The 24543-nt window shown below is 40.2% G+C and carries 27 protein-coding genes; all 27 read left to right on the top strand.

Annotation, left to right across the window (positions count from 1 at the left end; translation table 11 throughout):
- The first annotated feature begins 45 nt into the window (after window positions 1–45).
- The 27 genes from FCJ93_RS15490 to FCJ93_RS15620 all read left to right on the top strand — a co-directional run bounded on the left by FCJ93_RS15490 (window position 46) and on the right by FCJ93_RS15620 (window position 24495).
- Window positions 46–1029: a FecCD family ABC transporter permease gene (locus tag FCJ93_RS15490; protein WP_235879507.1), complete on the top strand. Its 984-nt coding sequence runs from the start codon at window positions 46–48 to the stop codon at window positions 1027–1029.
- Window positions 1026–2063, top strand: coding sequence for a FecCD family ABC transporter permease (locus tag FCJ93_RS15495; protein ID WP_137744098.1), 1038 nt, complete (start codon window positions 1026–1028; stop codon window positions 2061–2063). Before FCJ93_RS15490 ends, FCJ93_RS15495 begins: the two co-directional genes overlap by 4 nt.
- Window positions 2064–2077: 14 nt before the next feature.
- Window positions 2078–2890, top strand: coding sequence for an ABC transporter ATP-binding protein (locus FCJ93_RS15500; protein WP_137744099.1), 813 nt, complete (start codon window positions 2078–2080; stop codon window positions 2888–2890).
- Between the two features lie 11 nt (window positions 2891–2901).
- The gene (locus FCJ93_RS15505; protein ID WP_137744100.1) at window positions 2902–3711 is read left to right on the top strand and encodes an IucA/IucC family C-terminal-domain containing protein; all 810 of its coding nucleotides are present in this window, start codon (window positions 2902–2904) and stop codon (window positions 3709–3711) included.
- Between the two features lie 519 nt (window positions 3712–4230).
- Complete coding sequence (locus FCJ93_RS15510) at window positions 4231–6081, top strand: BglG family transcription antiterminator (protein WP_137744101.1); 1851 nt, start codon at window positions 4231–4233, stop codon at window positions 6079–6081.
- A 4-nt stretch (window positions 6082–6085) separates the two neighbouring features.
- Complete coding sequence (locus FCJ93_RS15515) at window positions 6086–7255, top strand: amidohydrolase/deacetylase family metallohydrolase (protein WP_137744102.1); 1170 nt, start codon at window positions 6086–6088, stop codon at window positions 7253–7255.
- Window positions 7230–7556 carry a PRD domain-containing protein gene (locus FCJ93_RS15520; protein ID WP_170211328.1) on the top strand — a complete coding sequence of 109 codons (327 nt, stop codon included), beginning with the start codon at window positions 7230–7232 and terminating at the stop codon, window positions 7554–7556. The genes FCJ93_RS15515 and FCJ93_RS15520 overlap by 26 nt, the downstream gene beginning before the upstream one ends.
- A 14-nt stretch (window positions 7557–7570) precedes the next feature.
- Complete coding sequence (locus FCJ93_RS15525) at window positions 7571–7933, top strand: glycine-rich SFCGS family protein (protein WP_137744104.1); 363 nt, start codon at window positions 7571–7573, stop codon at window positions 7931–7933.
- 4 nt (window positions 7934–7937) lie between these two features.
- A complete protein-coding gene (locus tag FCJ93_RS15530) occupies window positions 7938–8291 on the top strand; it encodes a DUF4312 family protein (RefSeq protein WP_137744105.1) in 354 nt (117 codons plus the stop codon).
- Window positions 8292–8305: 14 nt separating this feature from the next.
- Window positions 8306–9091 (top strand): DUF4311 domain-containing protein, encoded by a 786-nt coding sequence (locus FCJ93_RS15535; protein ID WP_211344123.1) that lies wholly within the window; start codon window positions 8306–8308, stop codon window positions 9089–9091.
- Between the two features lie 34 nt (window positions 9092–9125).
- Window positions 9126–9764: a DUF4310 family protein gene (locus tag FCJ93_RS15540; protein ID WP_137744153.1), complete on the top strand. Its 639-nt coding sequence runs from the start codon at window positions 9126–9128 to the stop codon at window positions 9762–9764.
- A 12-nt stretch (window positions 9765–9776) separates the two neighbouring features.
- A complete protein-coding gene (locus FCJ93_RS15545) occupies window positions 9777–10889 on the top strand; it encodes a DgaE family pyridoxal phosphate-dependent ammonia lyase (RefSeq protein WP_137744106.1) in 1113 nt (370 codons plus the stop codon).
- The gene (locus tag FCJ93_RS15550; RefSeq protein ID WP_137744107.1) at window positions 10886–11602 is read left to right on the top strand and encodes a KDGP aldolase; all 717 of its coding nucleotides are present in this window, start codon (window positions 10886–10888) and stop codon (window positions 11600–11602) included. The genes FCJ93_RS15545 and FCJ93_RS15550 overlap by 4 nt, the downstream gene beginning before the upstream one ends.
- A gap of 4 nt (window positions 11603–11606) precedes the next feature.
- Window positions 11607–12269: an HAD family hydrolase gene (locus FCJ93_RS15555; RefSeq protein ID WP_137744108.1), complete on the top strand. Its 663-nt coding sequence runs from the start codon at window positions 11607–11609 to the stop codon at window positions 12267–12269.
- Window positions 12270–12828: 559 nt separating this feature from the next.
- On the top strand, window positions 12829–13512 hold the full coding sequence (locus tag FCJ93_RS15560; protein ID WP_137744109.1) for a GntR family transcriptional regulator: 684 nt from the start codon (window positions 12829–12831) through the stop codon (window positions 13510–13512).
- A gap of 23 nt (window positions 13513–13535) precedes the next feature.
- Window positions 13536–14555: a methionine ABC transporter ATP-binding protein gene (locus tag FCJ93_RS15565; protein WP_137744110.1), complete on the top strand. Its 1020-nt coding sequence runs from the start codon at window positions 13536–13538 to the stop codon at window positions 14553–14555.
- A complete protein-coding gene (locus FCJ93_RS15570) occupies window positions 14555–15214 on the top strand; it encodes a methionine ABC transporter permease (RefSeq protein ID WP_170211329.1) in 660 nt (219 codons plus the stop codon). Before FCJ93_RS15565 ends, FCJ93_RS15570 begins: the two co-directional genes overlap by 1 nt.
- 19 nt (window positions 15215–15233) lie before the next feature.
- The gene (locus FCJ93_RS15575; protein ID WP_137744112.1) at window positions 15234–16247 is read left to right on the top strand and encodes a uroporphyrinogen decarboxylase family protein; all 1014 of its coding nucleotides are present in this window, start codon (window positions 15234–15236) and stop codon (window positions 16245–16247) included.
- A 55-nt stretch (window positions 16248–16302) separates the two neighbouring features.
- Window positions 16303–17136, top strand: a complete 834-nt coding sequence (locus FCJ93_RS15580; RefSeq protein ID WP_137744113.1) for a MetQ/NlpA family ABC transporter substrate-binding protein — start codon at window positions 16303–16305, stop codon at window positions 17134–17136.
- 88 nt (window positions 17137–17224) lie between these two features.
- Window positions 17225–18019, top strand: a complete 795-nt coding sequence (gene proC, locus FCJ93_RS15585; protein WP_211344124.1) for a pyrroline-5-carboxylate reductase — start codon at window positions 17225–17227, stop codon at window positions 18017–18019.
- Between the two features lie 11 nt (window positions 18020–18030).
- Window positions 18031–18798, top strand: a complete 768-nt coding sequence (locus FCJ93_RS15590; RefSeq protein ID WP_137744115.1) for a VOC family protein — start codon at window positions 18031–18033, stop codon at window positions 18796–18798.
- Window positions 18799–19163: 365 nt separating this feature from the next.
- On the top strand, window positions 19164–21197 hold the full coding sequence (locus tag FCJ93_RS15595; RefSeq protein ID WP_170211330.1) for a BglG family transcription antiterminator: 2034 nt from the start codon (window positions 19164–19166) through the stop codon (window positions 21195–21197).
- Window positions 21187–21660, top strand: coding sequence for a PTS sugar transporter subunit IIA (locus FCJ93_RS15600; protein WP_170211331.1), 474 nt, complete (start codon window positions 21187–21189; stop codon window positions 21658–21660). Before FCJ93_RS15595 ends, FCJ93_RS15600 begins: the two co-directional genes overlap by 11 nt.
- Window positions 21660–21935: a PTS sugar transporter subunit IIB gene (locus FCJ93_RS15605; RefSeq protein ID WP_137744118.1), complete on the top strand. Its 276-nt coding sequence runs from the start codon at window positions 21660–21662 to the stop codon at window positions 21933–21935. Before FCJ93_RS15600 ends, FCJ93_RS15605 begins: the two co-directional genes overlap by 1 nt.
- A gap of 21 nt (window positions 21936–21956) precedes the next feature.
- On the top strand, window positions 21957–23309 hold the full coding sequence (locus tag FCJ93_RS15610; protein ID WP_137744119.1) for a PTS galactitol transporter subunit IIC: 1353 nt from the start codon (window positions 21957–21959) through the stop codon (window positions 23307–23309).
- Window positions 23310–23320: 11 nt separating this feature from the next.
- Window positions 23321–23551: a hypothetical protein gene (locus tag FCJ93_RS15615; RefSeq protein ID WP_170211332.1), complete on the top strand. Its 231-nt coding sequence runs from the start codon at window positions 23321–23323 to the stop codon at window positions 23549–23551.
- Window positions 23552–23553: 2 nt separating this feature from the next.
- Window positions 23554–24495 (top strand): 1-phosphofructokinase family hexose kinase, encoded by a 942-nt coding sequence (locus tag FCJ93_RS15620; protein ID WP_137744121.1) that lies wholly within the window; start codon window positions 23554–23556, stop codon window positions 24493–24495.
- The last annotated feature ends 48 nt before the right edge of the window (window positions 24496–24543 follow it).

The raw sequence follows: 24543 nt of genomic DNA on the forward strand, positions 1-24543 counted from the left end.
GTTGTGATTCCGTTTTTGAATCGGTCAATCACGCGGTGGGCAGGTTTGCTGTTCTGTAGTATCCTGCTCATCGTTTCATTTGGTTTGAACTTGAAGCTCGGTACCACCCAAATTACTTGGGAAGCTGTTTGGGATGCCGTGTTTCATTACGATAGCACAGTGATAGAGCAAATGATTGTTCGTACAACGAGATTGCCACGGGCGGTCATTGCATTGCTTGTTGGGGCTGCTTTAGCTGTGGCAGGTGCGCTTATGCAGGGACTAACTCGCAATCCGCTTGCCTCGCCGAGCATTTTTGGGATCAATGCTGGCGCGGTCTTTTTTATTGTACTCGCGCTTCATTTTTTGCAGATCAATTCGATGAGTGCGCTAATTTGGATTGCCTTTCTTGGAGCTGCCGTTGCGGCAATGACCGTTTTTAGCCTTGGTTCCCTTGGTCGCGATGGTATGACGCCAGTAAAAATTGTGCTTGCAGGAGCTGCGGCTACTGCTTTGTTTTCATCGTTTACCCAAGGGATGCTCGTGCTTAATGAATCGGGGCTGCAGGATGTGCTTTTCTGGATGGCCGGCTCGATCGCTGGACGAGAGCTTCAGCATTTGCAGATTGTACTCCCATACTTGCTCGTTGCGTTCTTCGTTGCACAGTTTCTGGCGCGGCCGTTAACCATTCTTAATTCTGGCGATGATATTGCCAAAGGACTTGGTCAAAAAACGGTGCTCATTAAAGGAGTGACCGCAGCCGTGATTGTGGCATTGGCAGGTAGCGCCGTCTCGGTTGCCGGCTCGATCGGTTTTGTTGGCTTAGTTATGCCTCATATTGCCCGTTTTTTATCAGGGGTTGATTATCGCTGGGTTATTCCCTACAGTGCCTTCCTTGGTGCGATTTTATTGCTGCTTGCTGATATTGCGGTACGTTATATTGTAATGCCGGGGGAGGTACCTATCGGAATTATGACGGCATTGATTGGGGCACCTTTCTTTGTCTACATAGCTAGAAAAGGATTGCGTTCAAGGGAGGAAGGACCATGAACGAGAGAGTCTATCGAAGCAAACGAGAGAAAGTAAGCTTTTTGATCAATTTGAGCGAGCTCATGGTGATAGCGGTGCTTATCTTTCTGCTTCTTGTTAGTTTTATCATCAGTTTAAGCGCTGGCGGCAAATGGTTATCTCTTGCAGAACTTTCCAGTGTAGCAGCGGGTTTAGCAAATGCTGAAATGAATCTTGTCGTCTTTGAACTTAGACTACCGCGTATTATCGTAGCAATGCTTGCGGGCGCTTCGCTCAGTGTGGCAGGTTCCATCTTGCAAGGAATTATTAGAAATCCGCTCGCTTCGCCTGATATTATAGGAATTTCTGGAGGAGGATCGCTTGCAGCAATTGCTTATATTACCTTGTTGTCTGGTAAAGCGAGCATCCATTTTCTACCGATAGCTGCCTTTTGTGGAGCTGGACTAATTTCGCTGCTCATCTATATGCTTGCTTGGAAAAAAGGAATTAGTCCCGTGCGTTTAATCTTAATCGGCATCGGAATTTCAGCAATAACTGGAGCGCTAACGATGCTCATGATTACATTAAGCCCAAATGCTTCCGCGAGTCAGGCCTATATTTGGATGACAGGAAGTATTTATGGCTCTTCTTGGGTCAATGTTCTTTCGTTATTGCCGTGGTCATTGGTCTTTATTCCACTGGCATTTATGTACAGCAGGCACTTGAGATTACAAGAGCTAGGAGATGATGTGGCAGCAGCACTTGGTTCATCTGTACAGCAACAGCGGGCAGTGCTTCTTGTTATTAGTGTGGCTTTAGCAGGATCATCGGTTGCAGTAGCAGGGGCAGTAGGTTTTGTCGGGTTGATTGGGCCGCATTTAGCCCGGAAGCTTACGGGAGCATCGAACGGCAGCTTAATGGTATCTTCAGCATTAACGGGTTCGCTTATTGTTTTGTTGGCAGATACTTTGGCCAGAACTGTATTTTTGCCGAAGGACATACCAGTGGGCGTGTTCACCGCCGCAGTTGGAGCCCCTTTCTTTATCTATTTACTGTTTCGCAATCGCAACAATTAAGGAGGCGGTTACATATGACGATGTTGAAAACAAGGGCGTTAACACTTTCCTACGGACAATCACCTATTATTAATGAGTTGGATTTGAAAATTCCATCTCAGAAAATTACGGTGTTTGTTGGACGGAACGGTTGTGGTAAATCCACTTTGCTAAGAGCAATAAGCCGATTATTAAAACCAGACGGCGGAGCAGTCTTATTGGATGGAAAAGCAATATCGAAATGGTCAACAAAGGAGGTAGCCCAGCAGCTTGCGATTTTGCCACAAGCTCCTCTTGCTCCGGAAGGGCTTACTGTAAAGGATCTTGTACGTCAAGGGCGGTATCCTCACCAAAGTTTGTTGTCGCAATGGACGAAAGAGGATGAGCGTTTAGTGAATAAAGCATTAGCAGATACGGGCATGAGTGAGCTGGCGGAGCGCACAGTGGATTCCTTGTCAGGTGGCCAGCGACAACGGGCTTGGATCGCCATGATCCTTGCACAAAATACGAATATATTATTGCTTGATGAACCAACAACTTATTTGGATATGGCTCATCAAGTTGAAATACTTGATTTATTGTATGAATTGAATTTACGGGATCGTTGTACAATTGTTATGGTACTGCATGATTTGAATCTTGCTTGTCGCTATGCTCATCATATTGTCGCCTTAGCAGATCAAACTGTTGTCGCCGAAGGTGCGCCGGAAAAAGTGATGACGCTTAGCACGGTAGAAGCTGTATTTGATATGAAGTGTGAGCTGTTGCGCGATCCAATTTTTGGAACTCCGCTTTTTCTACCTTATGGCAAAGGACGTCATCTGTCGCATTCTATGAGTGGGAGCTGAGGAGGAACGTGATGTCAAATAATCTACTGACCAAACAGGAGTGCGATGAATTGGCCAGTCGTTTTCAGCTTATGGTAGAAAAGAAATCGGCTAGCTGCTTGGAACTCATGAAACAAACTCCTTCATCAAACCGACTTATATGCATAGAGGAATTATTGGAGCAAGAACACTGTACTCAATATTTGCAGTACTTATGTGCAGTTACCGGAGCGCCATCGCTTGCTGTCGCAGCCTCACAATTTGCAAAACGTTACGCAGCGCTTTTAGTTGTGCCAGCTCTATATGCAATGAGCGTCTATGACAAGGCGCTCGATATTTCATTGAAGCATGTGTGGCTTTATAATAATCAGCAGCAGAACTGGAAGCCGAGTCTTATATTGCAAACAAGTAATTTTACTCCTGCAATTGGCAACTCAGTTGAGGAACGGAGGGACTGGTATTTTTGTTCGCTCTCTCAGCTTTTTTTATTACATCTTGCTCCATTGTGGAGGAGTTTGTCATTGGCATCTTCTGTGCCACCTATTATCTTGTGGGAAAATACAGCAGTGCGCATTTATTCGTTATTTGAGAAAAAAATCGCTGAGCTTGAGCTGCCTAACTGTAAAAAGGAACAAGCGCAGGCCGATTATGCTGCACTACTTGCACTAAGTGACGGAGCTAATTTTGGAGAAGCTTATAACCCGGTGGCACGCTTTCATACTCCGCTGAGGCAGAGGAATGATAACAATGGAGCCACGAGAATGCGTCATACGTGCTGCTTTTACTATTTAACAACAGGGTTGCCTAAATATTGTGAAGTTTGTCCGCGCTCAATGAATTGAAAGTAAGAAGGAATGCTGATGCTGTGAACCTTGTTTTTATACAAAACAATCCCTAAATTAAAGACTATTAGCTTCTGTGGTCAGCTATAATACTTTTTTAAATGAAAGTGCTTTGCTAAACCGCATTTTGACCCAATCGTGTAAAGCTCTGGTTTCACACGTCTTTCAATTATGCTCTGTAAGGTTGAAGTAAAGATAACACCGACATATAACAAAGCCTGTGAAAACATTAAACAAATTTCTCGTAATATGAAAACTTAGTACGATTTTGACCAGATTACTAATATTAAATCAAACCTTCTACTGTATCGTAGAAGGTTTTTAAGTTTGGCAGGTATTGGTGATAAGGTTGGCGACAAAACAATATGGAGTTTTTTAAAACGGCTCGAGGGATTGATCCAATATTCAAATTATTTCACTAACGATAGGGAAGTAATTTTGTCTGTTCCCGATTAGAAAATGTCCTTATAATGGAGCTAATAATCGATTATGAAGCACGACTACTAGTAGAGTGGTGAAATGATGCTAAGCGCGAGAGAATTTCAGTTAACGAATAAGCTATTAAATATAAAAGCTCCGATTAGGATTAAAGATTTATCGACGGAGTTTGGAGTCAGTACGCGAACGATCAAGTATGATCTTGAAAATGTACGAAAGTGGTTTAAAATTCAGGGCTTGACCGTAAATTCCCAAACAAGCAAGGGTATTTGGATTCATTGCGATGAACGGAAGCGTGCAGAGCTAAGAAGGGTTTTGAGTCAATTTAAGCGTTTTCAAGTTTATCCGGATCAAGCGATGCGTGTGAAAAGGATTATTCTGTCCTTATTATTAACGAATGGTTATAAGACGGCAGCAGAGCTTTCAGAGTTGCTTCAAGTAAGCAGAAATACAATTTTGAGTGATTTGAACCATGTTGATGAATTTTTAACATCGTCAAATGTTGAATTAGAGCGAAAGCCAAGAATAGGTTACCGGCTGATCGGTAACGAGCTTCAACTGCGACTTGTGCTGGAGCATATTGTTTACAATAGTTTAGATGATTACCAAATTTATAAAATGACTACTCGAATTACAAAACAAGAGCGGCAAATGGAGATTGGTACCGTATTGGAGAGACCACTAAAACAAATTTATGAAACTGCTGAAAAACATATGAGTGGGTTATATTCCCCTTCCTTGGCTCCTTTGCTTCGTCTCTCTGATCTATTAAAGTTTCTGCTGCGCCTTACTTTTTCGGTTGCAAGGTTAAATTTGGGCCATACGATTAACAGCTATCGGGTATTAGAACGCACTCAATATAAAGATGAGCTATCTCTTTTTCTGGTATCTGTGATGGAAAAGCTCTATGCAGAAATGCAGTTGCCATTGCTTGAGGAAGAGTTTCTATATGTGTCTGGAAATATGGAAAAGGCATCGGAACAAACGGATGTAGTTGGGATCACAAAGAAGATCATTGAATATGTGAGCATCCGGGAAGGAATCGACTATAAAAAAGACCCGAAGCTCTATAGCAATTTGCTGTCACATTTGTCATTAAGGCTTCAAAATGGCTCATTATATTTGAACGAAATAAACCCGATGGAGGACGAAGTGAAAAGAAATCATGCTTCTCTTTTTCAAACCGTTCAAGAGGCATGTCGCAAATTTGTGAAGCAGCATACATTGATTGCCCAAGACTCTTTTAGCTCTTTAATCGTTTTGCACTTTCTCGTTTCCTATGAAAATACATTTAAACCGAAAAAGAAAGTAAAGGTTCTGTATGTATGCTCAACAGGCAGAGGTGTTGCCCGTCTGATCAAAAACAAGGTGGAAAAAGAAATCCCAGCGGTCGATATTGTATCATACTGCTCCCTCCTTGAAGTGGAAGAAATTTGTCAGACTGAAGAGGTAGACTTAATCATCAGTGTTTTTCCCGTTGAAGCTACAGTACCTGTTATTGTGGTCGAACCGCTGCCTGTCAAAAGAGATATTGAGGAAATCCGCAAACAAGTGCGGGCAATGATTGGTTCAGATGGTGATCAAATGAACCAGTTGCTTGAGAACAATGATTTTACGAACAGTGAAGATAGTGAAAGTCTCAGCCAAGAGATTATTTTGAAAGGCTTTGAAGTCGCACACGCATTATTGGAAGCCTTTCCAATTGAAAAAGAAGAAAACTGGAAAAACGCTTTTATGATGCATATTTTTCTAATGGTTCATCGCTATTATTTTGATAAGCAATATGACCAATACTTATATGCCCATTATCAAATGCTCGATAGTGATGAGGAAATGTTCCATCGTGTTCAGCAAATTTTAAAAGAGAAAGACTTACATGTGCACGAGGCTGAGATTATTACAGTGATACAGTACTTGAAAAAATGGAAGTGATGGTATGTGTAAGAGAATCATTATTCAAAATGGCTTAGTTGTCGATCCGGAGAGTTCGACAGTTAGCAAAAAAGAGATTGGCATATTAAACGGTGTCTTTGCCACAGTGGAAGAGGTCAGGGAGCAAGGAGAAGCAGGAATTGAATACATAGATGCAACGGATCACTATGTTGCACCTGGATTTATCGATCTGCATGCGCATGTTTTCAAAGATTACACTGAACTTGGAATTGAACCTGATTTAGTCGGCATTGAGCAAGGTGTTACCACTCTTGTCGATGCAGGTAGTGCAGGATACGATCATTACCACGTCTTTAAGGAGAGCATAATCGAAAAAAGTAGAACAGAAATATTGGCTTTTTTAAATATTTCACGGAAAGGTCTATGTAATGGGCTGTCCGAGCTTGCCAGATTAGAAGAGTTAATGACATTGGAAGAAGCAAAAGAGATATTTCAGAAGGAGAAAAGTCTTGTCGGTTTAAAAGCGCGCATGAGCGGTTCGGTAGTGAAGGATAGCGGAATAAAACCGTTAATCCATGCAAGAGAGCTTGCTGATGCACTTGGTAAACCGATTATGGTGCATATCGGAAACCCTCCACCTAATTTGCAAGAGATTTTTCCGCTTCTTCTAAAGGGAGATATCGTCACCCATGCTTTCCACGGAAAGCAGCATGGCATCCTGAATGAAGCGGGAGAATTGATACCGGAAGCAAGAAGTGCTGTTGACAGAGGTGTGCGTTTTGATGTTGGACATGGTACCTCGAGCTTTAGTTATAAAACGATGCGAAAGTTTAAGGGCAATTATAATCTCCCATTTACAATCAGCACAGATATTTATAAAAAGAACTACTCGAATCCAGTTGGCAGCCTGATGACGACGATGACCAAGCTTCTCGCCTTAGGGTATACATTGCCAGATATTGTCACCGCCGTAACGAAAAGAGCTGCTGATACGCTTCATTTAAAGGAGCAGGGGACTTTTAGGATTGGTTCAATCGCTGATGTGACGATATTTGCCCTTAAAGAAGAAGGAATGTCTACCCTTATTGATTCGGAAGGAGAAGAAATGAGTTATCATCAAGTGCTTACACCATATATCACCATCAAGACTGGAAAGGTGGCATACACGAAGGAAAATGGAAGGCAAAATGCTAGAGTTACACCAGAAAAGTGAAAATCCGCAATTATGTATGGAAGTGATGAAATATACGGAAAGGCTGTTATCGGAAGAAAGGATCAAAATGACAGATGCGCAAATGCTTTCATTATTATCGCATATTTCAGCAATGGTCTATCGTTCCAAGTATAAGGAAATGATTCAGCCAGTTGATAAAAATCTTTTTCAGGAAGTGTCAAAACAATCGATTGAAATGGCAGGAAAGGTGTGCAAGAAATTACCGCACTTGCACGAAGATGAGAAATATCTGCTTTCCATCCATTTTGAAACAGCAAAAATTGAAGGTTCAATGAAATAAGGGGGAATGTGAACATGAATCAAGTTGTAGTTGTAATTGGAGATCGCTTAGGAAAAGGACAAAATGTCGCAAAAGGCGTTGAAGCTGCAGGAGGGAGAGCCATTGTTATTTCTGGAGTCGGTGCTGATATGCGCCTCGGTGATGTCATGAAAACAGAGCAAGCAGACTTAGGAATTTCTTTCTGTGGAAGTGGTGGAGCTGGTGCTATCACTGCACAGACAAAATACGGCTATCCGGCACATTATGGCATGCGTTCTATTGAAGAAGGAGTCACAGCGATAAATGAAGGCAAAAAAGTTCTCGGTTTTGGGTTTATGGATACGGAAGAACTAGGCAAGAGGATTACGGAAGCCTATTTAAAGAAAGTGCAAGGGTAAACGAATGGAGAAGATCGTTCAGTTTAAGGTTTCGGTAGAAGGTAAGGGAAAGTCAAAAGAGCTCGCTATTAACACCGCACTCGGGAAAATTCAGAGAAAGGTGATGGACGAGTTTAAAGCAATGATTATCCGTATTGAACCTGTGAGCATCGATGTGATTGAAGCGATTGAACATACGTACACGGAACGCTTTTTGCTATTTTTCTTTCCGAGAAAAAGGAGTGTCTATAAGGTCGTTATCGATGTGGATGTGAAGATTACTCTATTAAAAGTTGAAGACATTGATTTTAAAAAAATCGAATCACCTGATGGTATTGTAAATAATATTTTCCGCAATGGGCAAGTAGCGGATAAATAGCGGAGGAGAAACATATGGAAATGATAGAAGTAGCAATAAAATCAATTATTATTGGTGCTCTTGTCGGTATTGGCGTCGGTGCTGGAGCTGCTCGAATGTTTCATGCACCGAAAGCGCAAGGAATGGGGGCATTTCGGACATTAGGGGAACTGAATGCCTGTGCTGGCGATGCCGCTTCCCACTTTTCTTTTGGGTTAGGTTTCTTTTTTAACGCATGGGCATCCTCTGTTGGGGCGGGTGCTTTTACGCAGGATGTGGACCACCGGATTATTCCGAACTGGGCAGCGGCAGTATTGATGAGAAAAGGCAGACGTCCTGAGGATACGCTTCATGATCCAAAAAAAATGGCGATCTCAGGCGGAATTATCGGAATTTTGGTTGTTTCTTTTTTAAATTTGACGGCGTCAGCCATTCCGGAATCATTGCAAGCAATTGCTGTCCATGTTCTTGTGCCGGCAGCGAATTTATTAATCAATCCAGTTATGCCGGTTATTTTCTGGCTGGCAGCATTAGACGCTGGTAAGCGCTCTGGCTTCTGGGGCACAATTTTCGGTGGTGCTGCCCATTTGATTATGGGGAATGCCGTACCAGGCGTTGTGCTTGGGATCTTAATCGGCAAGGGAGTCGATGATAGCGGCTGGAATAAAGTGACGAAGACATTGCTTATTTCAGTCATCGTTCTCTTCATTTTAAGCGCATTCTTCCGTGGCTTCGATATCCAACTATTGGAAAGCATGTACATCACTCCTCCAGAATGGCTGCTAGATTTCCACAAACTATTAGGACTAGAGGTGAAGTAAATTGACAACGCAAACAGAATCTTTAGAAAAAGATATGTATAAAACATTTTGGTATGCAGATTGGTCATTTCCAATCTTTGTAGCACTTCTATCGGCAGGTATTTTTGCCGGGACTCATATGTATTATGTGTATAAAATTGGCGCTTTTAATGATGTTGCGATTGTTGCCATGCTGGAAGCGGGAATTCAAGGAGCTGGCTACGGTGCAGCAGCAGCTTTTGGAGCAAGTTTTTTATTCGCCCGAGTGTTGGAAGGTGCGCTTGTAGGGATTCTTGATATTGGCGGATCACTGCAAACCGGTATTGGGATCGGTGTGCCTGCGATTTTGCTGGCATCGGGAATTACTGCTCCTGTTGAAAACTTTATTCTTTCTTTAATTACCGGCGCTCTATTAGGGGCACTGGTCGGTTATTCAATTTTAGCGATTCGTAAATTAACAGTCGGACAGTCCAACTCTACTTTTGGAGCAGACATCATGATGGGAGCAGGAAATGCATCGGGCCGCTTTCTTGGACCGCTCATCGTCATCTCAGCGGCAAGCGCGTCGATTCCAATTGGAATCGGTTCAACAATTGGCGCGGCGATCTTTTATATATGGAAAAAGCCGGTAGCAGGTGGAGCGATTTTAGGAGCCATGATTTTTGGTGCAATATTCCCAATATCTTTAGAATAGGAGGAGTAAGCAATGAGTATTTTTGCACAGTTCGGTCTTCGTAAAGTCATTAATGCTAGTGGAAAAATGACAGCGCTGGGGGCTTCTGCCGTCAGTGATGAAGTTGCAGATGCGCTTAAGCGAGCAGCTCAGGACTATGTCGATATTGAAGAAATGATGGAATTTGCCGGCCGAGTCATAGCTGAATATACAGGGGCGGAGGATGGATGTCCGACATGCGGCGCCGCCGCTGGAATCGCGATCTCCACAGCCGCTGTCATCACTGGGAAAAATCTTTCCTTAATTGAAAGAATGCCAGATTCAGAGGGACTCAGGAATGAGATCATTATTCAAAAGGGACAGCAGGTTCATTTTGGAGCAAGCATCGCACAAATGGTTCGACTTGGCGGTGGAAAAGTTGTTGAAATCGGCAATGCGAATAAGGTAGAGGCTGATCATATCAAGCAGGCAATCACAGATAAAACGGCTGCACTTCTTTATGTTAAATCGCATCATGCCGTGCAAAAAGGCATGCAGTCGATTGAAACGATGATGCGGATTGCGAAGGAGCACCAAATACCGTTCATTATCGATGCGGCGGCGGAAGAAGATTTTCAAAAATACATCCGCATGGGAGCAGACATCGTAATATACAGTGGAGGAAAGGCATTGGAAGGTCCAACTTCTGGTTTGATTTGCGGGAAGAAAGAGTGGATGGAAGCCTGCCGCATGCAATATAAAGGAATTGGCCGTCCAATGAAGGTTGGAAAAGAAGGGGTTGCCGGGCTTATCGCCGCTTTAAAACAATATCCGTTTAAAAAGGATAATGCAGAAGAACAAATTGAGCGCATGACGAGGTTGAACGCAGCTTTGGCAGATGTGAAAGGATTGTCTTGTTCCATCAAACAGGACGAAGCCGGAAGAGCAATTTATCGCGCACAAATTCAGGTGGATGCAAGTAAAGCGGGCATGACAGCTGCAGAGCTTCTCAGTCGACTTGAAACAGGAAACCCAGCCATTTTTTTAAGGCATCATTATGTAAACGTGGGGATTTTGGCAGTGGATCCGCGTCCTTTATTGGAGGGGCAGGAAGACATAATCGCAAGTGAAATTAAACGGATATTAAAAGAGGTGCAATCATCATGAAGCAAAAAGTTATTTTCAATGTATTAGCAAAAGATGTAGACAACGCGAAAGAGCTAGCAGATCTAGCTGGTGATCGTGTGCTTATCGGTATTATGGTAAAAAATTATCCTTCGGTCGAAGCGGCGATCGAACAAGTAGAACTCTACAAAGACAATAAAATCCCTGTTTCAGTAGGGCTTGGAGCAGGCGATCCGGCAATGTGGAAAATGGTTGCTGACGTTTCAGCCAAAACAATGCCGAATCATGTAAACCAAGTATTTCCTGCAGCAGGCTATACACTCGGTCGCATACACGAGCTTGGGGCAGTTAATACACTCGTAAATGCCCTTATTGAACCTTCTGGCTCTCCTGGTGAAGTCTACATTTCAACAGGACCAAGCAGTTCTCGTTTCAAAGAAAAGGTATCCTGTGAAATGGCTGCAACCATGCTTGCTGAGCTTGGCGTAGATTCTGTTAAGTTCTATCCGATTGACGGTGATAGACGGCTTGATGAAGTTGCAGCAATGGTGAAGGCTGCTGTCAATGCGGGACTAGCCATTTTTGAACCGACGGGTGGAATCGATGTGGAAAATGTCCAGCGAATTGTTCAGACCTGCCTTGATCATGGTGCGGAAACGGTAATTCCCCATTTGTATACATCATTAATTGATCAAGAAACCGGCAAAACAGAAGTGGAGAAAATGAAACAATTATTGAGGCTGGAATGGAATTAAAAAGATGAAAGTGGAAGACACATATGCAGTCATTTTTGATATGGACGGTGTTATTGTAGACAGTGAGCCAGTATATCGGATATGGAATCGGGAGTTATTTCAACGCTTAAATATTACCGTTCCTGAAGAAATAAGAGCACAGTTAATCGGTGGCAGCACAAAGCGAAAATGGCAGCTGATTAAGGAGCATTGTCGGCTTTCACAAACGGTGGAGGACCTGATTCAGTACCAATACGAATTCTTTCGCGCAAAACCATTTAATTTTAAGGATGTTCTTTTTTCAGGTGTTCTACCTTTAATAGTGGAACTGAAAAGCAATGGAATTAGCGTTGCTTTGGCATCTTCTTCGGATAAAGAACGAATCAATCGAGTGTTAACCGATTGTGGCTTACAGCATGTTTTTGATGCAATTGTGAGCGGTGAAGATTTTGCAGATAGCAAGCCGCACCCAGAAATTTTTCTGCACACGGCAAAACTGCTTGGCAAATCCCCGCAACAATGCATTGTCATTGAAGATTCAACAAACGGCTTATTAGCAGCGACCCGGGCAGCTATGAAAAAAGTGGCTGTAAGGCATCACTCGATCAAAATGGATTTATCACTGGCAGATTTAATTATTGATTCCTTGGAAGAAGTAAATCCAACCATACTAGCAAAAATGCTGTAAATAAACTTAAGGAGAAAGGGGGACAACCCCTTCTCCTTTTTGACTTTCTGCAAATATCTTACTGTCACAAATTGTCTCAGTCAATAAGAAAGCGATTAAAAAAAATAATTGATGATGAATCACTAATTTATAGAAGATTGTTCCTTTTTTACAATGAAAAATGCTTGAATGTTCTTTATTATATGGTATAGTATGGATTAATAACCGATTAAACTGATTGGAATTATAAAAATAGAGTGATTTTGTATATGGGCAAAGCTGGCCATTTCTTTTGATTTCGCTCATTTTCTCCCATCGTTCCATGCAATCAGGAGGCTTTTTAACGAAATTAAAAAGGCGTGTGAAACGAAAGTTTCATATAAGGATCAAAGCTTTTTATTTAGAAATCGATTTCTGAATATTTAAAGTAATGAGTAACCGCAGACGATTCAAAGAAAGAGGAGAAGTGCTTCAAATTTTAAAAGAAAAAATTGTATACAATTATACAAATATTTTAAACTTCATGATTCTCCATTTTACCTGCACCAAAGCATGATTAAAAATGGAAAAGGAAGAGGAGATGAATTTGGTACCAAAGCGCCGATTGACGAAGGATGTTGCTTATTACCAGATCAAGCAAAAAATTATATATGGCGAATTTAACCCGGATGAGGTGGTTCGTGAAGAGCAACTGTCTGAAATGTTGGAGATTAGTCGTACACCGCTGCGTCAGGCACTTCAGATGCTAGAAATGGAAGAATTCCTCATTCGCCAGCCGAATGGAAGATTAAAAGTGGCTTCCATTACGAAAGAGGAAGTGGAAGAAATTTTTCAGATTCGCAGCATGCTGGAAGGAAGTATTGCAAGAAATGCTGCAGCGAACGCTTCTAGTGACGATATTAAAGTTCTTACGGAAATATTGGAGAAATTGCGCCAAGCCTATCACTTTGGCTACACTCAAGAGTTTGTTGCGTATGGAAATGATTTTCATGACTATTTGGCGGAGATTAGTGGTTTAAAAACGTCGGTTAAGCTTCTTAGTATGATAAAAGATCATGCCAATCGCTATTGTCACTTCGTTTCGATGTATGGGAAATGGAGCAATCAGGTTGATGAACATGCTCTGATTCTAGAGGGAATCAAAAATAAGGATGGTGCATTCGCAGAGTTGGCAATGAAAAAACATATTTTAAGCACTTTAAAAGACGTGATTAATAGAATTGAAGATAAAGCAAGCTCTAAAATAGGAAACACTGTAGATTAGAGAAATTGCAGGGGGATATTAAGATGATTGAGATGAAGAGTGTCTATAAAACTTATAAAAGGAAAGATGTGACTACGGAAGCCCTTAAAGGGATTGATTTAAAGGTTGAAGAAGGGGATATTTTTGGGGTTATTGGTTACAGTGGTGCAGGGAAAAGTACATTAGTACGCCTTGTAAATTATTTAGAACGGCCAACAGATGGTGAGGTAATCGTTGATGGGCAGGTGCTCAATCACCTATCGGACAGTCAATTGCGTGCCATGAAGAAACAGATCGGGATGATCTTTCAGCATTTTAATTTACTAGAATCAAAGACTATTTTTGACAATGTCGCGATTCCGCTCGTATTAGCGAAAAAACCGAAAGAAGAGATTAAGCAACGAGTAATGGAACTACTTGACTTCGTTGGCTTACGTGAGAAGGCAAAGAGTTATCCGAGAGAACTGTCGGGAGGGCAGAAACAGCGTGTCGGAATTGCCCGTGCACTTGCATCAAACCCGAAAATATTACTTTGTGATGAGGCGACATCGGCGCTGGATCCGCAAACAACACAATCAATCTTGCAATTGCTGAAACGAGTCAATCAGGAATATAACATAACGATTATGATTATTACTCATGAAATGTCAGTAATTCAGGAAGTTTGTAATCGAGTTGCCGTCATGGAGGCGGGAGAAATCATTGAAGAAGGCTCAGTGCTGGACGTCTTTGGTCATCCGAAGCATCCAACGACGAAAAACTTTGTTAAAACAGTGATTCATAACAGCATTCCAGAGAGTGTCAAGCGTTCTTTGAAGAAGACAGGCGACAGCAAAGTGTTCCGAGTTGAGGTAAAAGGTGAGGTTGCTTCCGAGCCAATTGTTCATCAGGTTATGAAAGCTCATGATATCGAGGTAAATATTTTATTTGCCAATATGACGGAGATTCAGGAAACGACACTCGTTATTATGTACTTGCAAATTGCTGGAGAGGCATCTGCTATTGAAAAAGCAGTGCAATTTTTAAAAGATAAAGGTGCTGGCGTTGAGGAGGTTGTTGAATAATGTTTGAGACCGTCATTACACTAGAGCAATTTTTACAGGCAAGTATAGATACGCTGTATATGGTTGGAATGTCGCTTTTAATTGGTTCATTGGTTGGCATCCCGCTCGGAATAGCGCTCGTTGTAACACGGCCAGGTGGGATATTGGAAAATAAAATTTTCTATTCGATCTTGAATCCGCTTATAAATATCGTTCGTTCATTGCCTTTCATTATTTTAATGGTGGCGATCATTCCATTTACACGAATGATTGTGGGAACGTCGATTGGCACAAATGCAGCAATTGTCCCACTTATTATTTTTATATCGCCTTTTATTGCTAGATTAGTTGAAAATTCATTGCTCGAAGTAAATCCCGGTATTATTGAAGCGGCGGAATCAATGGGAGCGACACCATTTCAAATTATTTGGCATTTTTTATTACCGGAGGCATTTGGTTCACTCATTTTATCGATTACAACTGCAACGATAGGATTAATTGGTGCGACTGCGATGGCAGGAACTGTCGGTGGCGGTGGGGTTGGTGACTTGGCAATTGTCTATGGTTATCAACGTTTTGATACATTCGCCATGGTAACTACTGTTATTATTCTTGTTATTTTTGTACAAATCATTCAATCAACTGGTAATGCATTAGCTCGAAAAGCAAGGAAGGAATAGAGAGGGAGTGTAATGGTTTATGAGTTTTACGAAGAAACAGCGCTTTGAACAAATTTTAACGGGCAAAAAAGCAGATCGCCCCATAGTCAGCAGTTGGCATCATTTTTTAAATAAAGAGCAAACCGCAGTTGATTTAGCAGAAGCAACTATAACGTTTGCGAATAAGTACGATTGGGATTGGATTAAAATCAACCCAAGAGCTACATATTTAGCAGAAGCTTTTGGTAATAAGTATGATTTCGAAGATTATCGTTGGGTCTTTCCAAGACAAACTTATGCGGTTATTAATCAGCCTGCAGATGTTTGGCATGTGGAAGCTGTAGAAGTAGCGACATCCGCTCCCCTTCAGGAACAGCTAGAAGCAATGCGGTTGCTCCGAAAGGGTTTACCGGAAATGCCGCTCATTCAGACTATCTTTTCACCGTTAACGATTTTAATGTTTTTAACTGGAAATTCCTCGTATGTTAATCAGACTATGTATGGAAGTGATGAGCCTGTCGATTTTAAAGAACTTTTAAAATCAGAGCGTTCGGGTGTCCATCAAGCGTTACATGCGATTGCGATTACGATGGCACAATATGTGAAGGAATTGGCAGGTGTCGGGATTGACGGATTGTTTTATGCCGTAACGGGCACGGCACATCCGGATTTATTTGATGAATCGACCTTTAATGAGTTTTCTAGACCTTATGATCTACTCGTTTTAAATGCAATGAAAAAAGGAAAACGGATCCTTCATACGTGCGGCGCACATGCTCAGCCGGCAAGATTTGTTGATTATCCGGTTGAAGGGATTAGTTGGGATACTGAAGCAGAAGGAAACCCTGGTTTGGAGCTGAAAATAAACAAAACAAAGGTGGCAGGTGTTGATCATACCATTTTTGAAGGGGGTGACAATGGATTAATTGAGCAACAAGCAAAAAAAGCGCTAGACCTTATGCACGATGAACCTTTTGTATTGGTGCCGAACTGTGCAGTTTCAGTGAAAGCAGCAGAGGAGGCATTAAATACTTTACGGAAGAGCGTGATGTAATTTACATGTAAGGCTGATGGTTTAATAAAGGAGAAATATGGGGGGACTATTAAAAATGAAGAAATTATTATCCATACTTGTCTTGTTTACACTGTTTGTTTTAACTGCTTGTGGAAACGAGGAATCTCAAGGTGACAGCGGTGAAGAGAAAAAAGATCTCGTCTTTGGTTTTGGGGTAGGGACTTATGAGGAACAGTTCCGCAATGGGATCTTACCAATTTTAGAAGAAAAAGGCTACAATGTTGAAATTAAAGTGTTCTCGCAAAATATGCAAGTAAACCCGGCGATGGCTGAGGGAGCGATTGATGCCAGTGTCTTTCAAAGTACAGCCTACATGGAAGGCATTAATGAGGAATTAGGAATTAAGATGGTTCGCCTTGCATTTTCTCCAGGTGCACCGCAAAGCTTGCGTTCTGTTAACCATGACTCGCTTGATGCTGTTCAGGACGGCTCAACAGTGGCGGTGCCCAATGATCCGGTAAATCAGGAACGTGCTGTACGAATTTTGGAGGATCTTGGTTGGGTGAATGTGGCTGATGGAGCTGGAACGACCGATTTTAATTTAAATAGTGTAACACCGGCATCTTATGATGTTAAATTCCAAGTGCTAGATCCAGCACAAATTTTAGTATCATTGAAGGATGTTGATTTTGGCGTCGTAAACGGAAACTATATTGCTGATGCTGGTATGAAAATATCCGATGCATTAAAAATTGAAAATACACCAGAGGAACACCGCATTATCGTTTCGATATTAGAGGAAGATTTAAATACACAATGGGCGAAGGATGTAAAAGAAGCTTACGAGTCGCCTGAATTCGAGGAATATATTTTATCGCAAGAAAAGTATGATGGATTTATTTTACCAGAGGCTTGGGAGAACAATTAAATTTTACTGGATAAGTAGGGGCTAAGGTCTCTGCTTATTCCATTTACATCGTTGTTAAAAAAGTAATTAATCAGTAGGAGGTATGAGCATGATTCATTTTATTGGTGGCGGACAGATGGCAGAAGCAATCATACGCGCTGTTTTAGCAAATAAAACGGCACGTAAAGAGGAAATTACTGTTGCAGATATATCTGAACAAAGGAATACATATTTAACAAAAAACTATCAGGTTTCAGCTAATGTAGAGCAGTCTGCTGCGTTAAAGCAAGCGGATATTATTGTAATTGGCGTCAGGCCACAAGACGATTTGGCCTCTGTTGGAACACTGATTTGTGAGCATAGTCGCAAGGAGGCGGTTGTCGTTTCCATTGTTGCTGGTGTGACAATCGAAAAACTGACGAACTTTATTGGTGAGGACCGGGCTATTGCGCGAGTGATCCCTAATACGTTGACTGATACTGGATTGGGTTACAGCGGTGTTTCTTTAAATAAATACGCTAGAGAAGAACAAGTGGATCGCTTTTTAAGTGGATTTGGCAAGGTGATGTATGTAGAAGAGCGATTGATTGATATTTTTACTGGTTTTGGCGTTGCTGGACCTAATTATGTTTATTATTTTATCGAATCATTTGCTGATGCGGGTGTTTTGGCCGGATTGCCCCGTCAACAATCGTGGGAGATTGCTTTGGAAAATGTGCAGGGCGCGGTTGAAATGTTGAGGCAAACTGGAAAGCATCCTCGGCAGTTGTTAGATATTAATAATTCTGCTGGTGGGGTTGGCATTAACGCACTTCATGAGTTGAACAATTCAGATTTTGCTGCTGGTTTGCAGCGCAGCGTTTTAAAAGCAGTAAAGCGAACCACTGAATTAGGGCAAGAATAAGGAGGATTCAAATGGCTAGCATAAAATGGGATCATACGGTTCATTATGTCAATGATCTAGAAAAGGCAATGGCAAAATTTAGAGAAGTGGGTTTAAATGCATTTATGGGCGGATCACATAAACTATGGGGAACGTATAATGCGTTAAGTTATTTTGATCTTTGCTATATTGAATTTCTGGCTGTAGAGGATCGTTCATTGGTAGAGAGTGTTAAAGAGCCAAATGACGTGGTGAAGGATTCGATAAAATTGTTACCTCATCGGGAAGAATTGAGCCGAGCTGCTTTAAGGACAGATGATATTGAAGCGGTGAGAGAGCAGTTATCAGCGTTTCAGCTACAAATGTCACCAATTATGGTTGGGAAACGAGTGGATGCACAAGGAAATTTGATTGAGTGGAAGATGATGACGATTGCCGGTGACTTTCAAGGATTGCCATATCCCTTTGTGATTCAATGGACGGGATCTGAGCAAGAACGGAGAGAAAGATTAAAAGAGTCAGGAATCATTCAAGCGCATCCAGCTGGAGATGTGCAGATCGCTGAGGCTGTGTTTGATGTGGAAGACCCAGTTGCTGTGGCCAAGCACTGGCATGAGTTATTTGGGTTTGAATATGAAAAATCCGATTTGCCAGAAGTAAGATTAGCGGTTGAGAAGCAGGCGTTTGTTTTTAAAAAAGGTCCACTCAATCGTATGCAACAACTAGTTTTTCATACTGATGTTCTCGAGTTGAAAGGAAAAACGATGACGATCGGTGAAGGGCAATATAAATTTGATTGAAGGAAATTTAACCATTATCTCGGAATATGTTTATAATTTCTGTGTTTTTGCTTGGTGGAGCCCCTTTGTGTAGGAAGTAATCCTTTTACACAATGGGGTTTATTTTTTTTACAGTAATTTCAGCGTACCAGTGTCTGCATTTTTATGTATACGAGGGGTGTTATTACAAAGCGCAACTTTTGTTTTTGCGTGAAATGAACAAAAATCGTATTATCAATCATAGTGTTTAACAGCGTCTTTTAGTGATTAATAACTAAGTTCATCACAGTGTAAATTAAAGCGCTTTATTTAAATTGTGATTGATCATGATTTTACTCCTATTTTTGGGTGCTACAATTTTAAATGAAGATGAGGAGGAGAGAAAAATGGGAGGTGAGAAAAGAATACTGAAATACTTGATGCTAAAAGATAGTGTTCAAGTAACTGATTTGACATTGGAATTTGAATTAGAAAAATCTGAAGTAGAGGATGCAATTAAAAAGATCAACAGTTCTTTTAAGAAAGATGTCATTTTTTATCAACGAGACGGTGTTTACATGACCGAGAACTCTAAAATGTTATGCTACAAAACACTGTTAAAAGGTGAAAAATTATTTTCCCATTACGAGTTTAGAGAACGATATTATTTACTCATTATTGTATTAGCCGTTGAAAACAAATATTTATCTCTATTGGAATTGGCAGATATTTGTTTAGTTAGCAAAAATACAATTTTAAATGATCTCAAATGTATGAAGAGGGATATAAGCAAGAAAGGGATAGAGATAGATTACTCAAGGAAACATGGCTACTCTATCAAAGGTTCTGAGTTTACGATTAGAAATATACTTGTCTCAGCTGTTAAAAATATCCTTCACTCACAAGCCGGAAGAATTTTGTTGGAAGAAAATAGCCTTATCAAAGAGTCGGAGATTTTCCGCTTGCGCAAAAGGCTGGAGCGTTTAGAAACAAGAATCGGCTTTCGTTTGACTGATGAACAGTTGGATGAATTGCCTTATATCATACAACTTGTTTTAAGAAGAGCCAAAAAGTTTAATCAAAGCTGGTCCTTTAAAATTGAGAAGTATGACATAAAAAATACAATAGAGTTTCCGGAAATTCAAAAAATGTTTTGGGATTTTGATTATTTATCTCAAAGTGATTTATTATATTTATCCTTGCAAGTGTTAGCGTCGAACATGGTGGAGTCAGCTTTAGAAATAACAGACGGTGATCAAGTAGCGATTGCTGCGGAAGAATTTTTGCAGAATATTGAAACGAATTTAGTAATGAAAATTCATAGAAGAAATGAACTAAAAGAAAAAATTCTTTTACATGTAAGACCAGCCATTTATCGAAATTTACTAGGTTTTCAGATAAACAACCCATTAACAGAGGAATTTTTAAGCCAATACCAAGAAATATACGAGGTTGTCAAAAAGTCTGTCACACCTTTTCAAAAAATTACACAAAAGGAACTTTCGAAAGAAGAGATTGTATATTTGTCGATGATTGTTTTAGGGCTGATCTATGAAACTGAAGAAACAGAAGCCATTTATAAAGCAGTCGTACTTTGTCAAAGCGGTACATCGATTTCGAAATTGTTACTAGTAAATTTAAAATCCATGTTTCCGGAAATATACTTTATTGGTGCATATTCGGTTAGACAGTTTGAGCAAAACAATCTAGATGTAGATTTTATTTTTACAACTGTTCCTGTGAAGCATAAAACATCTACCTTTATTATTCCGCCTATACTGGATAAACAAGATCGCCTGGAGCTTAAGGAACGGGTTCAATGTGAAATGTTAGGAAATAACGATAAAATGGTTCAATCTGTAATGAGAGCGATCAAGCCATATATTTCTGAACAGCATATTGAAACCGTTTACAAAAAGGTTGGAGATTTATTATCAAATCCGTATACCTCTTCTTCCAATGAAGATTTGAATAACGAGAAAAAGCTATTTAGATTTTCTATTGACAATATCAGCATTATTAATGAAGAAATATCCTGGGAGCAATTGGTCGACATTTCCATGAAGCCTCTTCTAAGGAGAAAAAGTGTTACCGCAGCTTATATCGAAGAGACGAAAAAAGCGTTTTACGCAAATTATGACAAAATGATCATTGCACAAAATGTATACTTACCCCATTTCTCTCCCGAAAATGGAGTAAATAGGATGGACTTCCAGGTTTTAGTGTTCAAAAATCCAACCTTCACACCAAATGGAGAAAAAGTGAGTATCGTTGTCGCTCTAGCTCCTTCAGTAACAAATGAACATGTTCCAACTTTGATCAAGCTAAATAATATATTTTCAGATGAAAAGACTCTTGCTCAGATAATCAATGAAAAAAGTATCTTTGTCACCGAAAACATCTTGAATGAGAAAGGAGCTGAGCAGAACTGTGAGTTATGACAAGCTTTTCTATAAAGATTTAATGATGTTGAATGCTGATTTTTCAACATCGCAACAAATGTTTGAGTTCGTAAGCAATGAATTGGTCGCACGGGATTTTGTGGAAGAATCATTTAAAGCCTCGATTATTAATAGAGAAAAAAATTTTCCTACTGGTCTAGCAACTGAATATTTACAAATTGCCATCCCACATACAGATGTTGTTCATGTGAAAAAGCCGTTTATTTATGTAATAAAGTTGGAAAAATCTTTACCATTTCTGCAGATGGCAACGACTGATAAGTGGATTGATGTAAATACAGTTTTTATATTGGGCATCAAGAATCCTTCCAAACAGGTGGGATTACTGTCGACAATAATGGATAAATTCAGAGAGAAAATTTTTATAGATAATTTCAGCGCCATATCTAATCAAGATCAAATGATAGATTTCTTACAAAAACAGTTTAGGAGTGAAGAATAATGAAAAAAGTGATAGTGGCATGTGGCTCAGGGGTGGCAACAAGTCAAACAGTAGCATCAAAAGTTGCGAAATTATTAAAAGAAAAAAATGTTAAAGCGGAAGTCGAAGCGATTGATATTAAATCATTGGATAGGTTCATTAAAACCTGTGATGTGTATGTCGCACTGACAAACCCGCAAAAGGATTATGGAGTTCCTGTTGTACAAGGCATCCCTTTTTTAACAGGTATGGGCATGGAGCAAGAACTTGAGAAATTAATAAATGCTTTGAAATAAACCATTTAAGAGGTGATATTTATGGATGTTTTACAAAGTGTAGTCCAATATGTATTAGATATGGGAGCATCTGTATTTGTACCAATAATCATGTTAATGATCGCGTTAATGGCACGAATGAACTTTAAAGAAGCATTGAGTGCATCCATAACATTCGGAGTTGCTTTTGCCGGGATCAATTTGGTTGTCGGTTTTATGTTAGACACAATCAGCCCTGCGGCCCAATCCTTTACAGAACTTACTGGGATTTCATTAACAGCTGTTGATGGTGGTTGGACGACTGCAGCCTCAATTACTTGGGCTTGGCCGCTCGCGTTTCTAGCATTCCCTATTCAAATAGGCATTAATGCTCTTATGTTGATATTTAAAATGACTAAAACATTAAACGTCGATATGTGGAATGTTTGGGGAAAGATTTTCACTGCCGTGTTAGTAACGTATATCTCTGATAGTGTTATTCTTGGTTTTGTTGTAATTGCGATTCAAACGGTTATTGAGCTGAAGGCTGGGGATATTTGGGCTCGTGAAGTAGAAGATCTCACCGGGATTCCTGGTGTTACTGTACCTCATCATATGACGTTAATTGGAACATTACTATACCCAATTGATAAAGTGTTGGATAAAATTCCTTTTATGAATAAAAAAGCTGATGCAGAGGCGTTAAAAGAGAGGCTTGGTGTATTCGCAGAAAATCATGTAATGGGAGCTATTATCGGATTATTACTTGGATTTGCGGGTGGTTACGGAATTCAGGGCTCCTTAATTTTAGCGATTCAGGCAGGAACAGCATTAACTTTATTCCCAATGGTTTCTAAGTTATTTATGCAAGGTCTTGCTCCAATTTCTGATGCTATTTCCGAATTAATGCGAAAAAAATATGGGGGTCAAGAACTTTATATTGGTTTGGACTGGCCAATTCTTGCAGGGAAAAACGAATTATGGGTAACAGCGATTATATTAATCCCGATAGAATTATTATTTGCTATTATTCTACCAGGAAATATCGTATTGCCATTCGCAGGGATAGTGAATCTTTCGATAGTAGTTGCAGTTCTTTTATTGAGCCGTGGGAATTTAATCCGAATGATCTTTTATGGAATTATTACAACCCCGGTATTCTTCTATATTGCAACCTATTTCGCGCCACATATTACGAGGCTGGCAACGGAAACTGGAACTGTTAATGTTGCCCCAGGAACGATGCTTGCTTGGAGCACAATGGAAAATGGGGAATTTCGGTTTGCGTTTGCAAATGCTATGGCAGGTGAATGGTGGGGAATTATATTAGCGATTCTATGGATTGCAGTTTTTATCTGGTTCTACATTGGTCGAAAAAAAGACAATGCAGCTTACTTTCAAGAAAAAGCGAATTGAGGTGAGCAATGATGATTAACAGAATTATTTCCTCAAAATGGTTTTGGAGAGGTATGGTTGTCATTGGAGTACTACTTATGATCTTTGGTTTCTTAAGTAAAGATCTTACAATGTGGATGACAGCTTTTGTGATAGGTTTATTAATTAGATATAACGCATATGATCTTCTTTTCAAAGACTATGATGATCGTTTGAACAGCTTGAGAGAAAAGTACAGAAAAACAAAGGTGGGGAGTTCTTAAAATTGATATATACAGTAACCTTAAATCCTGCAATTGATCGTATAATGCGTGTTCAAGGACAATTGGTGAGAGGCAAAAATAATCGAGTATCCTGTAATATGTTGGATATTGGCGGGAAAGGTACTCATGTATCAGTAGTTTTATCTATTTTGAATACTCCCAATATTGCAACCGGATTTGCCGGTGAGGGGAAAAAGGATATTTTATACAAGTTATTAAAAGAGCAAAACGTAGACCCGCAATTTTATATATTGGAAGGGAAAGAAATTAGAGAAAATTATGTGTTAATGGACGAATCAAATACGGGTAGCTTCATGATTACACATACTGGTCCTGAAGTGACGAAAAAGCAAGTGGAATCTTTTGTTGACGACTTATCGAAAAAACTAACTAAGGATGACTTTGTGGTTTTTGCGGGCAACCCATCTAAGTATATGAGTGCAGGTGAATATTTATATATTCTGAAAGAAGTTAAAAAGACAGGTGCTAAAGTCATTGTTGATGCATCAGGGGATTATTTGAAAGCAGCTTTGAAAATCCAACCAACATTGATAAAACCTAATCAGTTTGAGTTATCTGAACTAACTGGAATGAAAATCCATTCAATAGATGATTGTTTAAAAGCATATCAGCAATTTGATGGTATCGACATGGAGTACTTAGTAGTCACGCTCGGGAAACAGGGAGCGATTCTATTTCATCAAAATGGTGCTTATCATGCCAAAGCACCTAGAGTAGAGACGGTGAATGATACTGGTTGCGGAGATGCTTTTGTAGGTGGTCTCGTTTATGGTCTTTACCACCACCACTCTATTGAAGATATTTTAGTCTTTGCTACTGCGATTAGTGCATCTAAAGCAATGCAAATCACGAGTTCTGGTTTTGAAGTAAAGCGAGCAAATGAATTAAGAAAGCAAGTGGTCCTTCATAAGATGATAGATTAAGCGAAGGATCTATCTATTCATTGCCTGGGGTTCAACGGCTCATTTAAG

Origin of the sequence: Robertmurraya siralis (assembly GCF_005502275.1) — a bacterium.
Lineage (GTDB): Bacteria > Bacillota > Bacilli > Bacillales > Cytobacillaceae > Robertmurraya > Robertmurraya siralis.